General features: G+C 44.4%; 14 protein-coding genes. 3 read left to right on the top strand and 11 right to left on the bottom strand.

The window, feature by feature from the left end; all coding sequences use genetic code 11:
* Positions 1 to 23: 23 nt before the first annotated feature.
* The 4 genes from ptsP to H5164_RS02680 form a co-directional block, all read right to left on the bottom strand.
* Positions 24 to 2,606: a phosphoenolpyruvate--protein phosphotransferase gene (ptsP, locus tag H5164_RS02695; RefSeq protein ID WP_220492630.1), complete on the bottom strand. Its 2,583-nt coding sequence runs from the start codon at positions 2,604 to 2,606 to the stop codon at positions 24 to 26.
* Between the two features lie 494 nt (positions 2,607 to 3,100).
* Entirely contained in the window at positions 3,101 to 4,396 is a 1,296-nt protein-coding gene (locus H5164_RS02690; protein ID WP_182754637.1) for a carbohydrate porin, read from the bottom strand.
* Positions 4,397 to 5,075: 679 nt separating this feature from the next.
* The gene (locus H5164_RS02685) at positions 5,076 to 5,525 is read right to left on the bottom strand and encodes a copper resistance protein NlpE (protein WP_182754635.1); all 450 of its coding nucleotides are present in this window, start codon (positions 5,523 to 5,525) and stop codon (positions 5,076 to 5,078) included.
* Positions 5,526 to 6,423: 898 nt separating this feature from the next.
* A complete protein-coding gene (locus tag H5164_RS02680; RefSeq protein ID WP_124016349.1) occupies positions 6,424 to 7,209 on the bottom strand; it encodes a PRC-barrel domain-containing protein in 786 nt (261 codons plus the stop codon).
* Between the two features lie 173 nt (positions 7,210 to 7,382).
* Between H5164_RS02680 and H5164_RS02675 the strand changes: the two genes are divergently transcribed.
* Positions 7,383 to 7,568, top strand: coding sequence for a hypothetical protein (locus tag H5164_RS02675; RefSeq protein ID WP_124016348.1), 186 nt, complete (start codon positions 7,383 to 7,385; stop codon positions 7,566 to 7,568).
* A 595-nt stretch (positions 7,569 to 8,163) separates the two neighbouring features.
* Entirely contained in the window at positions 8,164 to 8,862 is a 699-nt protein-coding gene (locus H5164_RS02670; RefSeq protein WP_124016347.1) for a Crp/Fnr family transcriptional regulator, read from the top strand.
* A gap of 406 nt (positions 8,863 to 9,268) precedes the next feature.
* Here H5164_RS02670 and H5164_RS02665 read toward each other — a convergent pair whose 3' ends face one another.
* Both H5164_RS02665 and H5164_RS02660 read right to left on the bottom strand, forming a co-directional pair.
* Complete coding sequence (locus H5164_RS02665; RefSeq protein WP_182754633.1) at positions 9,269 to 10,651, bottom strand: NAD-dependent succinate-semialdehyde dehydrogenase; 1,383 nt, start codon at positions 10,649 to 10,651, stop codon at positions 9,269 to 9,271.
* Positions 10,652 to 10,733: 82 nt separating this feature from the next.
* Positions 10,734 to 11,822 (bottom strand): alkene reductase, encoded by a 1,089-nt coding sequence (locus H5164_RS02660; protein ID WP_182754631.1) that lies wholly within the window; start codon positions 11,820 to 11,822, stop codon positions 10,734 to 10,736.
* A gap of 607 nt (positions 11,823 to 12,429) precedes the next feature.
* Between H5164_RS02660 and H5164_RS20000 the strand changes: the two genes are divergently transcribed.
* Positions 12,430 to 12,741 (top strand): hypothetical protein, encoded by a 312-nt coding sequence (locus H5164_RS20000; protein ID WP_235781782.1) that lies wholly within the window; start codon positions 12,430 to 12,432, stop codon positions 12,739 to 12,741.
* A gap of 117 nt (positions 12,742 to 12,858) precedes the next feature.
* On the opposite strand, the gene H5164_RS19995 is transcribed toward H5164_RS20000, so the two are convergent.
* The 5 genes from H5164_RS19995 to H5164_RS02635 form a co-directional block, all read right to left on the bottom strand.
* Positions 12,859 to 13,752 (bottom strand): FMN-binding glutamate synthase family protein, encoded by an 894-nt coding sequence (locus tag H5164_RS19995; protein ID WP_310736165.1) that lies wholly within the window; start codon positions 13,750 to 13,752, stop codon positions 12,859 to 12,861.
* Positions 13,752 to 14,348, bottom strand: a complete 597-nt coding sequence (locus H5164_RS19990; protein WP_259396719.1) for a hypothetical protein — start codon at positions 14,346 to 14,348, stop codon at positions 13,752 to 13,754. Before H5164_RS19990 ends, H5164_RS19995 begins: the two co-directional genes overlap by 1 nt.
* Positions 14,349 to 14,357: 9 nt before the next feature.
* The gene (locus H5164_RS02645; protein ID WP_182754629.1) at positions 14,358 to 16,094 is read right to left on the bottom strand and encodes a thiamine pyrophosphate-dependent enzyme; all 1,737 of its coding nucleotides are present in this window, start codon (positions 16,092 to 16,094) and stop codon (positions 14,358 to 14,360) included.
* Positions 16,095 to 16,197: 103 nt separating this feature from the next.
* Positions 16,198 to 17,547, bottom strand: a complete 1,350-nt coding sequence (locus tag H5164_RS02640) for an APC family permease (RefSeq protein WP_182754627.1) — start codon at positions 17,545 to 17,547, stop codon at positions 16,198 to 16,200.
* A 37-nt stretch (positions 17,548 to 17,584) separates the two neighbouring features.
* Entirely contained in the window at positions 17,585 to 19,297 is a 1,713-nt protein-coding gene (locus H5164_RS02635) for an FAD-dependent oxidoreductase (RefSeq protein ID WP_182754625.1), read from the bottom strand.
* Positions 19,298 to 19,455: the final 158 nt, after the last annotated feature.

Below are 19,455 nucleotides of genomic sequence, written 5' to 3'. Positions count from 1 at the left end.
GATAACCAAGTGATCAACGCTTTTTAGATCTCGCCTTTAACAGCTATTAGCGTATTAGGATCTCGCATTAATGCTCGAACATCTTTGGCATCTGCGCAGCTCATCGCTTTAGCAGCAATAAGCTGACAAGCTTGCTGATTTAGATGACGTACTTGATGTTTCACTTCAGGGATCGAAGGCACACTCACGGACAATTCATCAATGCCTAAACCAACCAATATAGGCACTGCATCTTTTTCGCCAGCCAAACCACCACAAATACCAGCCCACTTACCTTTGGCGTGCGCGGCTTTAACGGTCATATCGATAAGGCGTAATACTGCTGGGTGTAAGCCATCAGCAATGGCAGCCAACTTAGGGTGACCACGATCAATCGCTAAAGTATATTGAGTTAAATCGTTGGTACCGATAGAGAAAAAGTCAACATGCTCAGCTAATACATCTGCCATTACAGCAGCTGATGGCACTTCAATCATGATACCAATCTGAATACCACTGATATCAATCGCCAATTTTTCGGCTTCTTCTTTTACCACTTGTTTGGCTAACTTAAGCTCGAACAAAGACGCCACCATAGGGAACATAATGCGTAAGTTACCCGCATCGGCCGCTTTCAATAAGGCTCGTACTTGTTGGCGTAATACTGCCGGTTTATCTAAACCAACCCGGATCCCTCGCTCTCCAAGGAATGGGTTATCCTCTTTAGGTAAAGGTAAATACGCTAAAGGCTTATCACCGCCGACATCTAACGTGCGCACCACCAATGGTCGCTGGCCTAAGGTCTGCAGTACCGCACGATAGACTTGCTCCTGTTCATCTTCTGAAGGAGCAACAGATTGATCTTGATATAGGAACTCTGAGCGTAATAAGCCAACGGCTTCACCACCCATGTCGACTAATTTCTGGGCATCGCTGACTTTGGCAATATTACCGGCGATTTCAAACCGCACTCCATCCAAGGTCACGGCTGTTTCATCTTTTTGCGCAAAAGCTAAGGCTTTTTGTTCTTCCGCAGCATCTTTAATGACGTTCAATTCGGTCATTTCAGCTTCGGTTGGCGACAATAATAGGTAGCCTTTAGCGGTGTCGAGTAATACCTCGGTACCGTGCAAGGACATGATCTTAGCTTCAACGCCAGCCATAGCAGCAATGCCCATTGCTCTTGCCAAAATAGCACTGTGGCTCGATGCCCCACCTAATGTGGTGCAGATGCCTTTAACAAATGCAGGATTGAGTTTTGCGGTATCAGAAGGGGTTAAATCTTTAGCGACTAGAATAGTATTTTCAGGGAGATCAGTAGGAATCGTGTCTTGAGATAATCCCGCCATAATCCGTGAGACACGGTTGCCGACGTCCATAAGATCCGTTGCACGTCCAGCCAACAAGGGATTATCCATCCCAGCAAGTTTATCGGCTTGGCGGCAGATGCTCTTACTCCAAGCATACGGGGCTGACTTGCCTTGTTGTAATTCAATAATACAATCGTCGTACAAATCTGGATCTGACATTAGCTCTTGATGAGCGACAAAAATATCGGCTTTTTGCCCCATATTTTTGCGCTGTAATTCTTCAACTAACTCAGCTAAAGTGGCATCGGCTGTTTTCATCGCATCGTCAAGAATGTTTTGCTCAACCTGTGCATCATCAGCAAAAGTGTCAAATTTAGGCACCTCAGCGTTAATCACATATAAACGCCCTCTCACTTGACCTGGAGATGCTTCTACCCCAATTAACTGACGGGGATCTTGGCTTGTTTGCAGTAGCAGTGACGGCTCGGAAAAAGGATCAAAATCACTTTTAACCTTGTTAGTCACCTGTGATGCATCTGCACCCTCTTCACCTAAACCTGAGCTTATCGCCTCAGCTAATGCCGCGATTGCCGCTTGTTGATCTTTGCCTTTAGCGAGAATAACAATCTGCTCCCCAAAAGCGATGTCTAACCCCATCAGACCAACCACACTGCGGGCATTGACTTGCTTGCCTGCTTTTTCAATCATCACGTCACATTCAAATGACTTAATCGCGGTAACGATGGCGGCAGCGGGACGAGCGTGGATACCGGTTGGATTAATGACAACGATAGGGTCTGAGCTTATCATGTCATCTGACTTTGTTACCGCTTCACCTGCCGCAGCTAACTCAGCACTAAACAACAAATCTCCGGCGTTAACACATTTTTCCATGGTCGGAGTTAAGTTAATAATTCTTGTCATATCGGTAAGCAGTATCACTGTTCGCAAACTTTTGACGCTACAACCTACTTTATCTAAATCTAACTCAATGAGTGGCGTTTTGGCTTTGACAACATCCCCCACCTTAACCAAAGCCTTAAAACCTTCACCTTTCAATTTAACGGTGTCGACACCTATATGAACCAGAATCTCAATGCCTGTGGCAGTTAATAAGGTCACGGCATGCTTTGAAGGGTGTATTTGACTAATAGTGGCATCACATGGCGCGTGAAGTATGTTTTCAATGGGGTCTATCGCTAGACCATCGCCGACCATCTTTTGTGAAAATGCGGCATCAGGAACCTGACTCAGTGGACAGCAAACTCCTGTGAAAGGGGCGAGCAACTGAATAGTGGTTGAAGTTTTTTTGTTCATTGGAACTCCGAATTAAACACTTAACTGCATAATATTAGTGTATTTTTTATTTATTGCAGTGGAATAGGCAAAGTAAAAAAGCGGCTGCTTACATTTTTACTCACTATTCCAATATCAATCAGACTATTAGTACAATTTAATGTACTTATTAAGGAGACCAACGATTACCACTCCTTAATTTGTAGGAATAACTACACTATTTGGTTGAAACCTCGAATAGTCGAGGTGACTACGTGAGTGATCAGACATCAATTTAACAAAGCTAAGATGTGATGTCACAATCAGATCTCCAAGATATGATGTCGGTAACAAAATTACCTAATTGTTACCAACATCCTAAATAGTTCAAACCATCGATAAAGGTTACAAACCATCCTTTTATGTGGATTTCACTCACTCATTTTTCATAAAATCGAAAAACTTAATATAACGGCAATATCTTTATTAGCACTCAATTAAGTGACTCTGACAATAACTTGCCATTTGAACCTTACTTAAAATGCGATATCACCTTTAAGTGTCACCACCCAAGTATCGTCATTCTCACTGATAGCACCTGGATTAATGATGTATTGAATTTCAGGACGAATAGCAGCATATTTAGTGACTTGAAATTTATAATAGCTTGCAACTACCGTCTCAGTGTCTTTGACAGGCATATTAACTACATGATTATTATTGTAAAGATGTGCACTATCGGCAAAACTATCGTTTACATGTAAATAGGTTGCGGCTAAGCCCCACTTATCATTTGCACGTGCTGCAAATGGACCTTGATAATTAACACCTAATGCCAAAGAGTGATCAACAGTAGTGATATCTTGGTCGTTCAACGTCCCCATAAAGAACACACTAAGACCACGTTCAGAATCACCACCAACAGAAGTCACTTGTTGTTCAGCAACAAAATAAGCCCCATCTTTACTGTCATGTTGGCGTGCTTTACCGCCATCAATAATCAAGGGGTTACCCTCTTCATTGTAGTAAAGGTCTTCACCGCCAACGGTATCATGCCAATAACCGAGTTTATAAGTACCCGGTAAGCCATTAATCTTCGGCATCCAAGCAAGTTCAACAGGAATCGTCACCCCCAAAGTGCCGTGAGGACTGTCTAAGTTAAGATTTTGGCTGTTTTTAAGCCAGCTTGGGTTCATCTGGTAAATACCTGTTTTGACATACCACTCTGGCGCTAGCTGATATTTAACAACACCAGCCCATTGACTGATAGGCCAGTTGTATATAGTTGAATTAAAGTTACCAACTTGCGAACCACAGAATCCAAGATAGGCAAATTCACACTGAAAATCGCCAAACTCAGCGCCCACATTCATTCGGCCTAATTTGATATTGAGGTCACCGCTAAGCAAATGTTGCTCATAGTAGAATTCTGAAATACGGGTAACTCGGCCACGACCAAACACTTCTATTGACTGCATTAATTGGCCAATTTCGGCTTTATCATTAATGTTTTGGCTCTGCCCACCTCGATTAGTTAACGCAACGTGGAAGTTGACACCGGACAGTTCAAGTAATTTTTCGAGGTCGAAATTAGCACCAAGGACAGTTTGGTCGGCATAGCTAGTCGCATGACGTTGTCCACCGTTTAGGTTGCCACCTGTTTCAAAGGTATAACCTAAGCTAACGTCAACACCAGCATTATGCATCTGGCTGCGAATACCACCAATATCACCAAACAGGTAGTTATCAGCAGAGAAATTATCGGCTTGCACTGGACTACTGCAAATAAGTAACAGCACTGAGGCTGTCGTAAGAGTGTTGATACTTTTCATTGAATACTTCTTATAGTCAATTGGAAAAGGCAATGCATCGTTATAAGATAAATGCACTATGGAATGTTACTTAAAAGATTTTTTTGTATCAAAAATAGTAATTACAGAACAATAATACAGTAATAAATTTACACGCTAATGCGGAAAATGTTGATTTTGAGCGTTTGATCTCAAGTTGGTAAATGTCATTATGATTGCTGAACACCTTGTATTTAGTTGGCTTTTAGATTGCATAGTGATTAAGAGAAGCAGGCTCAACACCCACTGTAGAAAGGACTATCGACAACCGTCAGCGCTTTTAAGTATCAATACTTAGTTAGATTTACATTCAATAAGCACACCGACTTAGCGTTGAAATAGATGTATATTTCAAACAGAGCTCCATCAGCCTGCTTAGTATTCGTGCTGACCTAACGCCATTAATGACTAAGTGGGTGAGCAATCTCGATAGCGGATCCTTGGTACTTGTGGATTCAAAGTCACGCTTTAGCTGAATATGTCATATTGCGGTACAGCCCAAACTAGAATTGATATCGTCAATATCGATAAGAGTTACTCATGTCTGAGTCTGATAACCGTTCCCTGGTTGAGCTGTTAATATTTAATGTTTTAGAGGCTAGCGTATTTTTCATTGCCATAAACTGAAGTGCGACGTTCAGTTCTTCATATAAACCCGCTGCTATGGTTTCTTTTTCAACACATAATTAGCAGCAAGCTGACTAGTAATTCTATTGCCTTGAGTGTCCAATCTGATCAGCTGATTTTCACCAACTAGATATTGTGTGCCATCTGGCAAGATGATTTTTTGGCCCTGCTCGCCCCATGTCACTTTGCCAATCAGTTTGAAAATTTTCTCGTCTTTGCCCAAATAAACAGTTTCCTCAACAAAGCTATTATCAGCTTTAAGTGTCATTAGGGTTTGTATACCTTCACAACTTGCGCAAGGCAACACACCTTCATAGCTACCTGCCCAATCGAGCGAATGTTGACTGCTGTCACCCACAGGCACAGGATTGGAAACATCTGTTTGAACTTGGCTCGTACTAGCTGCAATGTCTTCTTTCGGGGCTTCAGAGCAAGCCGCGGTGAGTAAAACCAAAACGGCGATACAAGATATTGATTTGTTCATAATTTCTCCAAGACAATTTGGGCATAGTAACGCGTTATGTTCATTCATCATACCTGCCAAAAACGAGCTAGTCTAAGTTTGACTATTTTTATTTTATAACAGCAACTTAAGTTGTATTTTTGTGATATTTAAGTAGTGAAAAGGTTGGTAATTCATGCCAAAGCTGTAATTAATGATGAGAATAATATCTCTTTGAAATTCGTTACTTTCAACATCAAATCTATACTCAAAATCAACCATGAAACCCACTTATTGAGTCAATAACATAATGATTTAGCGATGAGGTTGCGATAGATCTTGTGCTATTCCAGATGTCGATTATCACTCCACCTGTACACATATTGAGTCAGAAATATGAAGTTTGTCACTTAGCAGCTGAGACAAACCCTGCCTTTAAATAGTCAGCATGATTAAATTGAAATAACCTAAAAACCGGGGCTAATCATTATCGACCAGTGCACGCCCGATGACGATATCGCGCGGTTTGGTCAGTAGGAAGATGTTATATCCGCAGAAAACCAAGAGTCAGTCAATTAGCGGCCAATGCCATGCGGTTTAATAGGTGTTATTTGTGACTCGACATCTTGTTATCAAAAGCGGGCACATATGTCTCAGTTTTCCATTTTTGGCCTGAGAATATGATTGTTCAAATGCTATAAAGAAAAAAGCCATTGATTATCAATGACTTTTTGATTTTAAAATGCGACCAAGGGATAGTAATTTGCACCTAAGGCCCTCGTATTAAATGTAAATTAGTGTTGTATTTTCACATACTAATAAAAGTTAATTGCCAATAGACACGCAATGGCTAACTGAGATTGCCTATATTTTCACATTGAAATTATTAAATGATTCACGTAAACACACCAGCTAAAGCCCAGATAAAGAGGTAATAAGGTTATTTATCATTACGACCATAATGAGTTTGCAAATTTTGCTCATGTTCAAGACTAAAAGGCACTGAGGGGTCGAAGGTGGGTGCATCTTTCACTTGCTGCTGCGTCATATCTACATAAATTTTAGAGGTAGGCCAACTTACCTCTTTAATCCACTTAGGCGCAACCAAAACTAGATGACCCAACCACCAATTACTGGTGTTAATAATCAAATAACGGATAGCCCAAGTGTCGGTATCTATCAACATACCTTGTAAGTGGCCCAATTCACCGTCTATGGCATCAAGGTGATAATCCGTCACGGCCTCACTACTGCGCAGATGATGATCATCATCCCGTGATAATGCAGCATCGACGTCTGCGGACATCTCTGAGTTATCTATGTTATCTGGTTTTGGCGCGACACTATAATAACCAGGAGACATCATATTAGGACTGGGCTCACTTCCCCAAATACCTGTGTTCCCCCAGTAATGTTGGTAACCATAATATTCCATATGATCGACCTCATGCTGCCTAGAGACGGGTTTTTCGCTATCGATGTCAGGGCTATTTTTTACCTGCTCTCTTGAGATTGTGACAGTAAGCGTCTTCTGCTGCTGATTAAACTCTTTGATTGATATGGGTGAAAGCAATATTTTTTTGCTTGATAACCAAGATCCCGTTTCCACCACCAAGTATCGGATGACCCAATGCTTGTCATCAAAATAAAAATCTTTAGTTAATCCAATATCGCCATCAGAGGCGTGAATAGCTAAACTTTTTAAATCATTCAGTGTATATAACATGATGTATTTGCTCCAGATTAAAGATGGCAAACAATAAGTCATTGCTTTGCTAATAGAGTGAATAACTATCAGCTTGCACCAAATTTCCTATTCAATCTGTTCGGTGTCGCACTGAAGAAGCACGAATACTAGCCTAATCTAAATCTATCTATACATTTTTAAGGTGAACTAGCATGACTGACATAGAAAAATTAGAGTTAGCGGCCCATCGCAGCGATATCATCGATGACGTCAACAATTTGATTGAGAAATATCGCGCTATTTTTGGATGGGATGTGCCCGATATCGATGAAGACTTGGCAAACAGATTAATTTTGAATGAAGTTCGTCAGGCACTTGATGATATTCAAAATAAATAAATGGCAAATATCAGCCAAAACACCTCAACATGTGAGTTATAAGTAGATGAAAAAGTCAGGTGCTAAGTGCACCTTGCATCAGACTGCACCTAAACTTAAAGCACATAAACTTAACTAACTCCGGCGGTGAGGCCGACTGTCTAGCCGCTATAAAATGGCTCTTGCCATCACTTTGCTGCTCAGCCTTTTTATGCCATTCATCTTCACAAAATAGCAACCTTAGTCGCTGACTTTCTGCCTCAAAGTAATCGCTGTAGGCTGTTGTTTAGTCTCTTTCCTATGAGCAAAACGCAGCTTTGCAAAGACCTTTTTTACTATCTGCCCTCACTAAATTTCCTGTCGATATCCATAAATACCACCCAAAATGCAATAGCTTTTACACGGAAAATAATGGCTCCACTGCCTGCAGTGATAGCTAATGACGCTAATGACGCTAATGACGCTGAGCAATGCACTTTACCCTACTCGATTCAACAAACTCTGTTATATTGATAATGAGATTACTTAAGCATTATGCAATCTTGAATAAAAGCAATAACATAGGAAATTTCATAGCTAGTGGTGAATGATTCACTTTAATATAAAAAGGTTATCAATGATTGACCCAAATGAGAACGCATTACTTAAAGCATTACCTGAAGAGACAAAAAAGCGCTTATTTCCGCAGTTAAAGATAATAAAACTGCCCTTAGGTAAAGTTATTTATGAAGCTGGTCAAAACCTTGAAAATGTCTATTTCCCCATCGACAGTATTGTCTCTTTACTGAACGTTCTCGAAGACGGGGCATCGGCAGAAATATCTGTTGTCGGCAATGAAGGTTTAGTGGGCATTGCGGTGTTTATGGGGGGAGAAAGCACCATAAATCGCGCCATAGTACAAAGCGCAGGTCGAGCCTATAAATTGTCCGCATCAGTATTGTTCGATGAATTTAACGATAATCAAAACCTTCGCGAATTGTTATTACGTTACACCCAAGCACTGATGGCCCAAATGGCACAGACGGCAATATGTAATAGACACCATTCTATCGATCAGCAACTTTGTCGTTGGCTGCTGCTATCACTTGATAGACTGGCTAGCAACAATCTCACTATGACCCAGGAGTTGATCGCCAACATGTTAGGCGTCAGACGAGAAGGCGTAACTGAAGCCGCCGGTAAACTGCAAAAACTTGGGGTAATCAACTATAAGCGCGGCCAAATTACCGTGACCAACAGACAAAAACTCGAAACCCTGTGCTGCGAATGTTATGCCGTAGTAAAAACTGAAACCGATAGACTAGAAACTTATTAACTAAAATATCTATGCTAAGTTTCACTCATTGGCGTCTTGACAGATAAGCGACTATCTTGTGATTTAACATAAATCATCCCAGCCTTATAGAATATCGTCGTGCCGTTTCGATATCCGCCAAGCAAGGTTAATCGGCTTCACAACTAGACGCTTAAGATGAAATGAATTGATTTCATTTCATTCAAACCCAGTGTTGTGAAGCCATGATATTTTGAAACCATAGCATTATGAAATCATAGCATTGTGAAACCATAGCCACCTACCCCATTGATTTACTTGAGTCCTCAATAGTGATGTCGCTATCTTAGGTGACTATGCGCGTTCGCCATGTTATGCCGTTGCCTTATAGGGTATTGCTTGTGAAATATTAATATTTTCATTTTGCTAGCCCCTAGATGTGCAACCGTTACACCGGTGCTGCCATCGAAATGGTGCGAACCAACTTCTTATTAACGAACTGCTGAATGCCCATTTCGCCGAGCTCGCGGCCATAACCGGAATCTTTGACGCCGCCGAACGGCAGCGCGGCATCGGTCCAATCAATATTGTTGATGAACATCATGCCGGTATCAATCTGACTGGCGACGCGTTTGCCACGAGCTGCATCTTCGGTAAACACCGACCCACCAAGTCCGAAGTCTGAGTCGTTGGCAAGCGCGATGGCCGCAGCTTCGTCCTTGACCCGAAAAATTAACGCGACTGGGCCGAAGAACTCAGTGCGATAAGTAGGATTGCCTGGCGCAATGTTGGTCAGTATCGTGGTCTGCATGAACGATCCCGGGCAATCGATACGCTTGCCGCCCATTAACACCTTAGCCCCATGGGCTACAGCATCATCGACCTGCTTCAAAATATTAACCAGAGCGGCTTCTTGCGACATCGGCCCCTTGGTGGTCTTTTCGTCCATCGGATCGCCAGGTTGCTGAAGTTCAAGCGCGGTTTGAAACTTGTCGATGAATTTATCAGCAATCGAATCGAGCACAATAAAGCGTTTCGCAGCACAGCAGGTTTGTCCCTGGTTGTACATACGTCCCCAAACGGCCCAAGGAATAGTGTTGTCGAGATCTGCGTCATCAAGCACGATAAAGGCATCACTGCCACCGAGCTCCATTGACGAGGGTTTGAGGTTCTGCCCTGCTCGGGCGGCAACGCTTCTGCCAGCGGCAAAACCACCCGTCAGTGCCACGCCCTTGACGCGCGGGTCGTCGATAACCTGGTTAGACTGTTGGTGCGAAACCAGCAGGTTGGTGTACAGGCCTTCTGGGGCGCCCGCATCAATCAGCAACTGCTCAAAGGCAATTGCACACTGGGGCACATTGCTGGCATGTTTCACCACCAAAACATTGCCCGCCATCAGTTGCGGGCCAGCGACACGAGCAAGTTGATAAAAAGGAAAGTTCCACGGCTCGACGCAGAAGATCACGCCTATCGGGCTGCTTTCCATATGGGCTTCACCATGTTCCGGGTCAAGTTTCTCTGGAGCTAAAAACGCTTCCGCGTGCTCTGCATAATAGCTGAGGATTTTGCCACTGAAATTCACTTCGCCACGGGCTTCATCAATTCGCTTGCCCATCTCCAGTGTTGCCAGTTTGGCATAGTCATCAGTATGCGCATGCAGAAGTTCAGCAGCCTTGGTCATAATAGCGGCGCGTTGCTTATAGCTGGTGTTTTTCCATGTTTGGTAACAGGCGTGCGCAGCGGCAAGCTTGATCTCAAGCTGTTCATCACTGATTTCATCAAAGGTCTTCAAGATTGTTCCGTTATTGGGATTAATGCTTTTGTAGGTCATAGTGAAATCCTGTTTTAATTTGGTCTTATGGGCGCCGCAAGCTTGTGTTTAATTTGTGCGGCCTCGGCGATGACTTTTGACGTTAACGTTCTTGTGACGTCGCCAGAGTGGGATAGTCGGTGTAGCCCTTGGCGCCAGGTACGTAAAAAGTCGCTTCGTCTGGAGTGTTGAGCTCGGCACCTTGGCGCATCCGAGCGACGAGATCAGGGTTAGCCAAAAACGGACGGCCAAAGGCGACCAGATCACCATGTTTATCGCGTAACGCCTGTTCAGCACTTTGATGATCGAACCCTCCTGAGAGGATAAACAAGCCATCGAAACCAGCGCGCAGCTTGAGCTTGAAGTCGGCAGGTACAGTTGGCGCCCCCATGGATGAATGATCAACCAAGTGGATATAGAGAAGTCCCTGCGAGGAAAGCGCCTTGGTCAATGCCAGGTACTGCGTCTCTATGTCAGGGAATGCACCGGTGCCATTGAACACACCATAAGGCGAGAGCCGGATGCCGACCCGGTCGCTACCGATGGCAGCCACTGTCGCAGCCACAATTTCCAGCGCGAGTCGGTTGCGGCCTTCAATGCTCTCGCCATAACCGTCAGTGCGTAGGTTGATTAGCGGATTCAAAAACTGCTCAATCAGGTAGCCGTTGGCGCAGTGTATTTCGACACCGTCAAAACCGGCTTGCAGCGCGAGTTTTGCCGACGTCACATACTCTTTTATCACATGAGCGATGTCGGCCTCGGTCATTTTGCGCGGCGTACTGTGGGGCTGCATGCCTAGGGCGTCGGTATACATCTCGCCGGGACATGCCGCGGCATCAGGCCCGAGTATTTCGGCACCTGCCGGCAAGTTGTCGACATGCGCAACTCGACCGCAGTGCATCAACTGTAAGAAGATTTTACCGCCTTGGGCGTGTACCGCTGAAGTGCTTGCCTGCCATGCATTCATCTGAGCGCTATCGAAAAGACCGGGAATGCGTGGGTAACCCAGTCCGTTGGGGCTGGGCGAAGTGCCCTCGGTAATAATCAGTCCCGCCGTTGCACGTTGGCCGTAGTAAGTTGCCATCAGCGCGTTCGGCATATGCTCAGGCGTAGCCCGACTGCGTGTCAACGGTGCCATTACCATGCGATTGGCTAGCTCTAGCGAGCGGTTAGAAAACGTTTCGAAAAGCATAAGCTAGATATCCTGTTATGTATGATGAGGATGAAACCTGCCGAGCCCGAGGAAAAGATCATTGCGGCAAGTCCTGATAATTACAGCTTGCGCGCTGGCATTTGGCTGGTCTGTTCGTTAGAACACATACCCACAAATGGCGTCTGCAAATCTAATAGGGTCATTGGCTGGCAGAAAGTTCGCTAGCGAACAGATGAAATGTCATCAATAGCATATTGTATATGTGATGCTTACTCGTCAGACATGAGAGCCAAGATGATTTAACAAGGAGTCTCGTGAATGCTGCGCCTTCTGTGTTTGGATCTGGCTTAGCCTGCTTGTTCGCGCCCCTACCACTGAGCAGAGGAATACTATGATATCCAGACCAATGATACCGACAACACTTTGGGGATCAGTATCCCGACACATTACTGAACTGACCCTACTTGCAATACTAACCCTATGTGGGCCGACCGCTGTCGCAGGCGATGGACCATGGCCGTCATTTACAGCGACGGCGCTTAGCGGCGAAAAAGTTGACAGTAACAAACTGATAGGTCAACCGACACTGCTGATACTTACGCCGTCTCGCAATGCCGCAATATCCACTCGGGAGTGGGTTAACACATTGCGCTCAGAGATAGATCATAGTAAATATCGGGTTCGCGACGTACTGGCTGTCAATTTACCCTTCTTTATGTCGGAAGAAGATGTCATTGGCCGCGCCAAAGAACAAGTGCCGCAGCGCTATCACGATCAAACCTGGATTCTCAACTCACAGATCATGGAAAGCGCCTTGGGTGTGCCGTCCGATAGCGAAGAGGCGGTCATTGTTGTTTTGGATAAAAACGGTAATTTGATCTCGCAGGTTCATGGTAAAGTCACGGCGGCGCGGATGAGTGAGATCACCAATGCTTTGCAGAGCCTCGCGAGTGACTAATAGTCTCCGTCACTGACAATTGTTGTACGTAATATCCCTGCCAATAGTATATTGGCAGGCGTGGACCCTTCTTCTGTTATAACGATACGGCGATTGGAGCGGCATGATTCATAAAAATCAGCGGGCTTTTACCACTTCAGCATAGGAAAGCCAGTGCTTATCCACCTTCCTGTAAATTAAATTTTGATTCATTTCTTCAAGTGAATGGCAACCCGAAGCGGCCATTAGTTGCAAAAAATCGTCCAACATATGTTGGTGATAATTCCTGACCCTTTGCCATTTTTCTGCAACCACCAAGCCTCGCACTAATTTGGGGTTATTTGTGGTGACGCCTGTAGGACACTCATTGGTGTTGCATTTCAAGGACTGAACACAACCCAAAGCCAGCATCATGCCCCGAGCGGAGTTACACACATCAGCCCCGATACAAAGGGCTTTAAACAAATCAAAAGCGGTAAATATCTTAGTCGCCGTAATCACTTTTATGTCTTGTTTGAGCTTGTAGGTATTGAGCGTATCCACGACAAAAAGCAGTGCATCTTCCCAAGGCATACCAACATAGTTTGAGAAATCGATAGGTGCCGCGCCCGTTCCCCCTTCTGCACCATCCACAGTGATGAAATCGGGTTTGATGCCTGTTTCGAGCATTTTTTCACATATTTCAATAAACTCTTGTTTACTGCCTATAGCAAGTTTGAAGCCGACAGGTTTTCCGTTGGATAACACTCTTAATTGCTCAACAAACTGTAATAACCCTGCTGCATTGCTAAAAGCGGAATGGCCGGGAGGTGAAAGCACATCGGTATGGGGTTTAACGCCTCTTATGTCAGCAATTTCCTGATTATTTTTGGCTGCGGGAAGTACTCCTCCATGGCCGGGTTTGGCACCTTGTGAGAGTTTAATTTCAATCATCTTCACCTGCGCCCAATTGGCCTTTTGTTTAAATTTTTCCGCATCAAAACAGCCATTTTCGGTGCGACAACCAAAATACCCTGTACCGATTTCCCACACTAAATCGCCACCTTGTAAATGATATTCGGATATACCGCCCTCGCCGGTATCGTGAAAAAATCACCGGCTTTAGCGCCCAAATTTAAGGCTTGAATGGCATTTTTGCTCAAAGCACCAAAACTCATGGCTGAGATATTAAATAGACTAGCACTGTAAGGTTGTTGGCAATCTTTGCCACCAATCACAACCCGTGGCGGTGTGTCCATTTTCTTAGCGGGATAGATGCTGTGCTGCATCCATTTATAATTATCATCATATACATTGAGCTCAGTGCCAAAGGGAGATGTTTGATTCTGCTCTTTGGCTCGCTCGTAGATGTACCTGCGATGATTCTTATTAATCGGTTTACCATCAGTATCCGACTCCACGAAATATTGATGCAGCTCTGGACCTATCATTTCTAATAGGTAACGAATATGACCAATGACAGGAAAGTTTCTCAGTATCGAGTGTTTTGTTTGAAATAAATCATACAATCCAAGCAGCACGAGCAAGGCTACAAGAACAATAAGACCCGCTAAAGGCCAGAGTATAATGCCGATAATGACGACAAAAATAACCAGGACGATTGTGGTGAACCTAATAGCTTGCTTCATAATGTTTTATCATAATTCCCGTAAGTATTTTAAATCGTTCTTAGTGGTATCGACTATTTCGGCAAATTTTCCATTGACCATTAATTTTGTCATCGATGCCGCAAAGCCTTTTACTTGCTCAAAGTTTAAGGTAGGTGGCATTGCCAAGGCATTGGGATCAGTAAAAATATTGATTATCGCAGGTCCCTTATGCTTGAATCCGTTTGCCAGTGCAAGCTCCACATCTTTGGACTCCGTCGCCTCCCATGCAGCAATGTTCATCGCCTCTGCCAATTTTATAAAATCAGGATTAACCATATCCGTCTGCCACTCCATATAACCTTCTACCCGCATTTCAAGCTTCACCATAGCTAACGAACGGTTATTAAAGATGATGATTTTGACAGGAATTTGATATTGGCTAATGGTCATTAAATCGCCGAGCAGCATTGAAATACCGCCATCACCACAAAATGCAATCACTTGCCGGTCTGGTTGTGATAAGCCTGCCCCCATCGCCATAGGCATAGCATTCGCCATCGAGCCATGATTAAAGGAACCTGTCAGGTAACGATTGGCTCCCGCTTTCAAATAACGCGCGGCCCATACGGCGCTCATGCCCGTATCAACGGTAAATATCGCATCATCATCGGCGAGTTTATCCACCAAATGGGCAACATATTCTGGGTGAATATTTTTTTCAGAACCCTTTTCTTCCACATAGCTCTCATAGATAGCTTCAATTTCTTGATGCAGTGAACGGGTTTTGTCGAGAAAATCCGTGGACATTTTGACATCAATTAACGGCATAAGATCTTCAAGGGTTGATTTAATATCACCACAATAGCCCAAGTCCACTTTAGCTCTGCGACCTAATTTTTCGGGTTTAGTATCTATCTGAATAATTTTGCATTTTTCGGGAAGGAACTCACTATAAGGAAAATCCGTGCCCAGCATCAACAGGACATCGGCTTGATGCATAGCTTCAAAACCGGATTTATTGCCTAACAGCCCATTTAATCCAACGGCATAAGGATTTTCTTTACGCTCAAAAAATATTTTGCCTCGAAAGCTATATCCCAATGGGGCATTAAGCCTTTTGGCCAATTGCATGACTTCTTCAACGGCATAGCGACAACCATGGCCGCAAAACAGCATCACTTTTTCATGTTCATTAATGACGTTTGCCAGTTCTTGAAGCTGTTCATGGCTTGGGGTTATTCTGGGTTGGGTATAGAAGTTTTTATTCGCCGTATGCACAGATTCCAGACTTGCTGAAGCCACATCACCGGGAAGCCCGAGCACAGCGACCCCTTTCTTGCTGATGGCATGCTGAATCGCCGTTTGCAAACCATTGACAGCTTGTTTAGGGGTATTGGCGAGAAATACATATTTTGAGCAATCTTGAAATAACGCTTCGGGTCTTGTCTCTTGAAAATTGTCCAGGCCCATTTTTTCAGTATGGATAGTTGAAGCAATCGCAATAACCGGATTTTCAGCTCTATTGGCATCATAGAGTCCATTGACTAAATGAACATGCCCAGGACCACTGCTGCCCATGCAACAACCGATACCATTTAGCTCAGCTTCCATAGATGCCGCATAGGCGCCAGCTTCCTCGTGCCTAACATGGATCCATTGCAGTCTACCATCCCTTCGCACAGCATCGTTGACCGGATTAAGGCTATCGCCAGTCACGGCATAAACTCGCTTAACACCGGCTTCTACCAGCATTTCGACTAAATGATCTGATACGTTTTTTGACATAATTAGCTCCAATGTTTACATAAAAATATTCGATATAATGACCAAGCTAACCTGCAGCAAAGAAGCACAGCGAAATGTCCATCTGCTGCAGCTACTATTTACTTTATCCGTGTTTGTGGTCTTTTGATTCGATAGGGTGATGCCTTAAAAACAGCACCTCGACAAGCAGAATAGCCAGCATGACCGCACCAGCGACACCGACCACCAATGGATCACTGTTTATCTTGACCCAGACAAAACCACCCAGAACAATCAGATCAAGGATAATGGCGGTGATCAAAATACTGAGTTTTGCATCTATGTCATGGCGCAAATGTCGCAAGATCCCCCAATGTACCGCGATATCCATAATCAGATAAAAGATGATGCCCATAGCCGCAATCCGCGTCAGGTCAAAAAATATGGTCAACAGCAAACCTAAAATGACGGTATAAACCAGGGTGTGCTTTTGGATGCTACCGGGCATGCCAAAATGGCTATGGGGAACAAGTTTCATATCGGTCAGCATTGCCAACATCCGCGAAACCGCAAATATGCTAGCGATAACACCGCCTGCTGTTGCCAACATGGCCAGAACAACCGTAAACCAGACGGCATATTCGCCCAGTGCAGGCCTTGCAGCGGCGGCCAACGAGTAATTTCTTGTTTCGATGATTTGCTGAAGTGACAGGTTACTGGCGACGGAATAGCCCACCAGCGTATAAATCACCACACACAAAGCAATAGCGATCATAATGGCTCGGCCTACATTTCGGTGAGGATCGATAAGCTCTGAGCCACTATTGGTAATGGTGGTAAAGCCCTTAAAGGCCAAAATACCCAGCGCGGTTGCACCAATAAAACCAGCGATTGTTGCACCAGAAGTTGAAGCGTCTGGACTGACTGTTGAGAAATCGACTTCTACCGAGCCAGCCACCATTACGCCAACGATACCGAACAAAACGATACCGCCAATCTTAATAAAGCCGAGCACCGACGCGACACCTTCGATCATCTTGTTGGCGGACAAATTGATCAGAAATGCCACCAGCAATAATCCGGCACCCAATGTCGGCACCAACAAGCTAGTATCATCGATACCAAACAGCTGCAATGTATAAGTACCAAAGGTACGCGCCAGAAAACTCTGAGCTATCACCATTGAAAAATACATCAGCAGGGAATGAAAAGCGGTTGTCACCGTGCTGCCGTAGGCTTTTTTCAGGTACATGGCTATGCCACCGGCGGAAGGATAGGCATTGGACATTTTGACGTAAGAATATGCACTAAATATGACAACCACCGCAGCCGAAAGAAATGCCAGCGGGAAAAGGCTTCCGGTCATCTGGGCCATCTGGCCCGTCAAGGCAAATATACCAGCGCCAATCATAACGCCAGTGCCAAGCGCAACGGCACCGACCAATGTCAGGCTATCTTTTTGATAATGCGACTTTTTATCCTCATGATCATGCATAAGTCCTCCGCTATTTGTGTTTTATATAAGCTACTCTTTATCCGGCAAGCCCAAAGGCGATTAGACTTATTGATAACATAACCATGACGATTAAACCAACATCCAACACGTTTGGAAGTTTGCAGTAATAAAGCACATCGTCTATTTTCCCAAGGACGTTCAACACCAGAAAGTTCGACTGTGGAATGACCTTAAGTTGCGGCTCAAAAACCTTTACCGCCAGCTTGCCACTCTCAACCGCGGCCTCAATGCTCCACACATCTGCGGTCGTTTGGGTGTGAGCTCCGGCAAGAACAAGGTTGGATATTGTCGTCTTTTGCTGTGGCATATATTGCTGGGTATTGGTCGAATTCACCCATTTGGGTTGCGCCGATGTTATTCCTTCAGGAGAAAACGTCCATTCATGCCAAACTGTGATTTTTACAATGGAAAAATCTTGCCAGCTTTTGCCGCCGTTAGCCTTTTTCACCAGTTCATCTAGGGCATGACTCTGTTTTAATTGAAATAACACTTCATCAAGAAATTGTTCCTCAGTGCATTGTTCCAAACAAAGACCATGAACCGGGCCTGGGACTTTTGAAACGCAAGCGGTGACAGTCCACAATGATTGAATATCGTCCCCCAGAGAACTCGACTCTCCCCACGCTTGTTCCTGAGAAAAAAGCGTCAGGTTAAAGGCGGAGTCTGATATAACCAGCGCGCATCTTTGTCGCAGCCAAGACATTTTTTCTTTGAAGCCAATTCTAAAAGACACTTGGGTGTGAGGCCCCTGTTGTACCAAGGATTTAAAAAGATTAAGTTGCGGTTTATTTTCAAGCACAGGGGTTCTTGCCAAGATATCTGCCGCAGAAAAAGGATTCAGTGCCAGGACATAGATATCGGCTTGAACGGTTTCGCCATTGGCGAGCTCTGCCGCTGTGATGCTGTTATTCTCAAAACTCAAACGATAAAGTGGGGTCTGCCAATGAAACTCGACCTGCTTTTGCTTCAGATCATCGACCCATTTATCAAACCAAACCTCACTGCTTGGCCCGTTCAGAAGCAGCCAACCGTCGCGCGCCGTGTGATCCCACGGGCCGCCTTCTCTGTCTCCTGAATGATGATACGAATACTTGGTGACTAATTGTTTACGAAAAAAATGCGCCACATGATGGAAAGAAACATGACACCAGTCGGAACCCACCCAAGGGCCAAAAGTGGAACTCCAGGTGCTCAGCGTCGAAGGGGCTAAATAGGGGCGCCAAGCTTCTTTAGCATTGATGTTGCTGTACTTTTGGCTGCTCCTATTATTTGAACACCATGCTTTTCCCATCAGCCAACACCAAAGCCATTTTTCTTTGGTCGTCATACTAAACAGGTTTTCCAAATCGACATTTTTGGAATTAGAATCACCAAAATGCGCCGTGCCTGAATTGGGCGCCAAGCCGAATACTACCGGCCTTGAAAGGATGTTGTCATAAAGACTGGAGTGTTCATCAAAGGGGATTTCCTTGATGAGTTCGAAAAAATTGTTATACCAAGGGCCCATTCCATGCCAGGAGTATTCAGAAGGCATATCTTGATCTTCTTTTCTTCTAGCACTTCTAAAAAAACCACCGGCATCAGGATTGGCTTCGAACACTTTGACTTTATAGCCAAGTTTTACAAATTCATGCGCTGCCGTTAGTCCGGCAATACCGCCACCAAAAACAGCAACCGTTTTCGCTTGTGTGGCTGATTCTGTGGACGTATACATAGATTCGACTACCATTTATCACCTCTTAACATTATCGTCGCTCTTGTCTAACGTGCTTGTAGGGGGGATTTTAGGATTCGTGTTTCTCTTTATGTATCGAATGGTCCAAAATCCCTTCATCGCTAAGCAGGCATCTGATCGATGTCACTATCGATAGCATCAATGAGCGAGTC

The sequence above is a fragment of the Shewanella sp. SG41-3 genome, assembly GCF_014164545.1.
GTDB lineage: Bacteria > Pseudomonadota > Gammaproteobacteria > Enterobacterales > Shewanellaceae > Shewanella > Shewanella vesiculosa.
The sequence above is the reverse complement of the archived record's forward strand: the minus strand, read 5'-3'. Positions and strand labels throughout refer to the sequence as shown.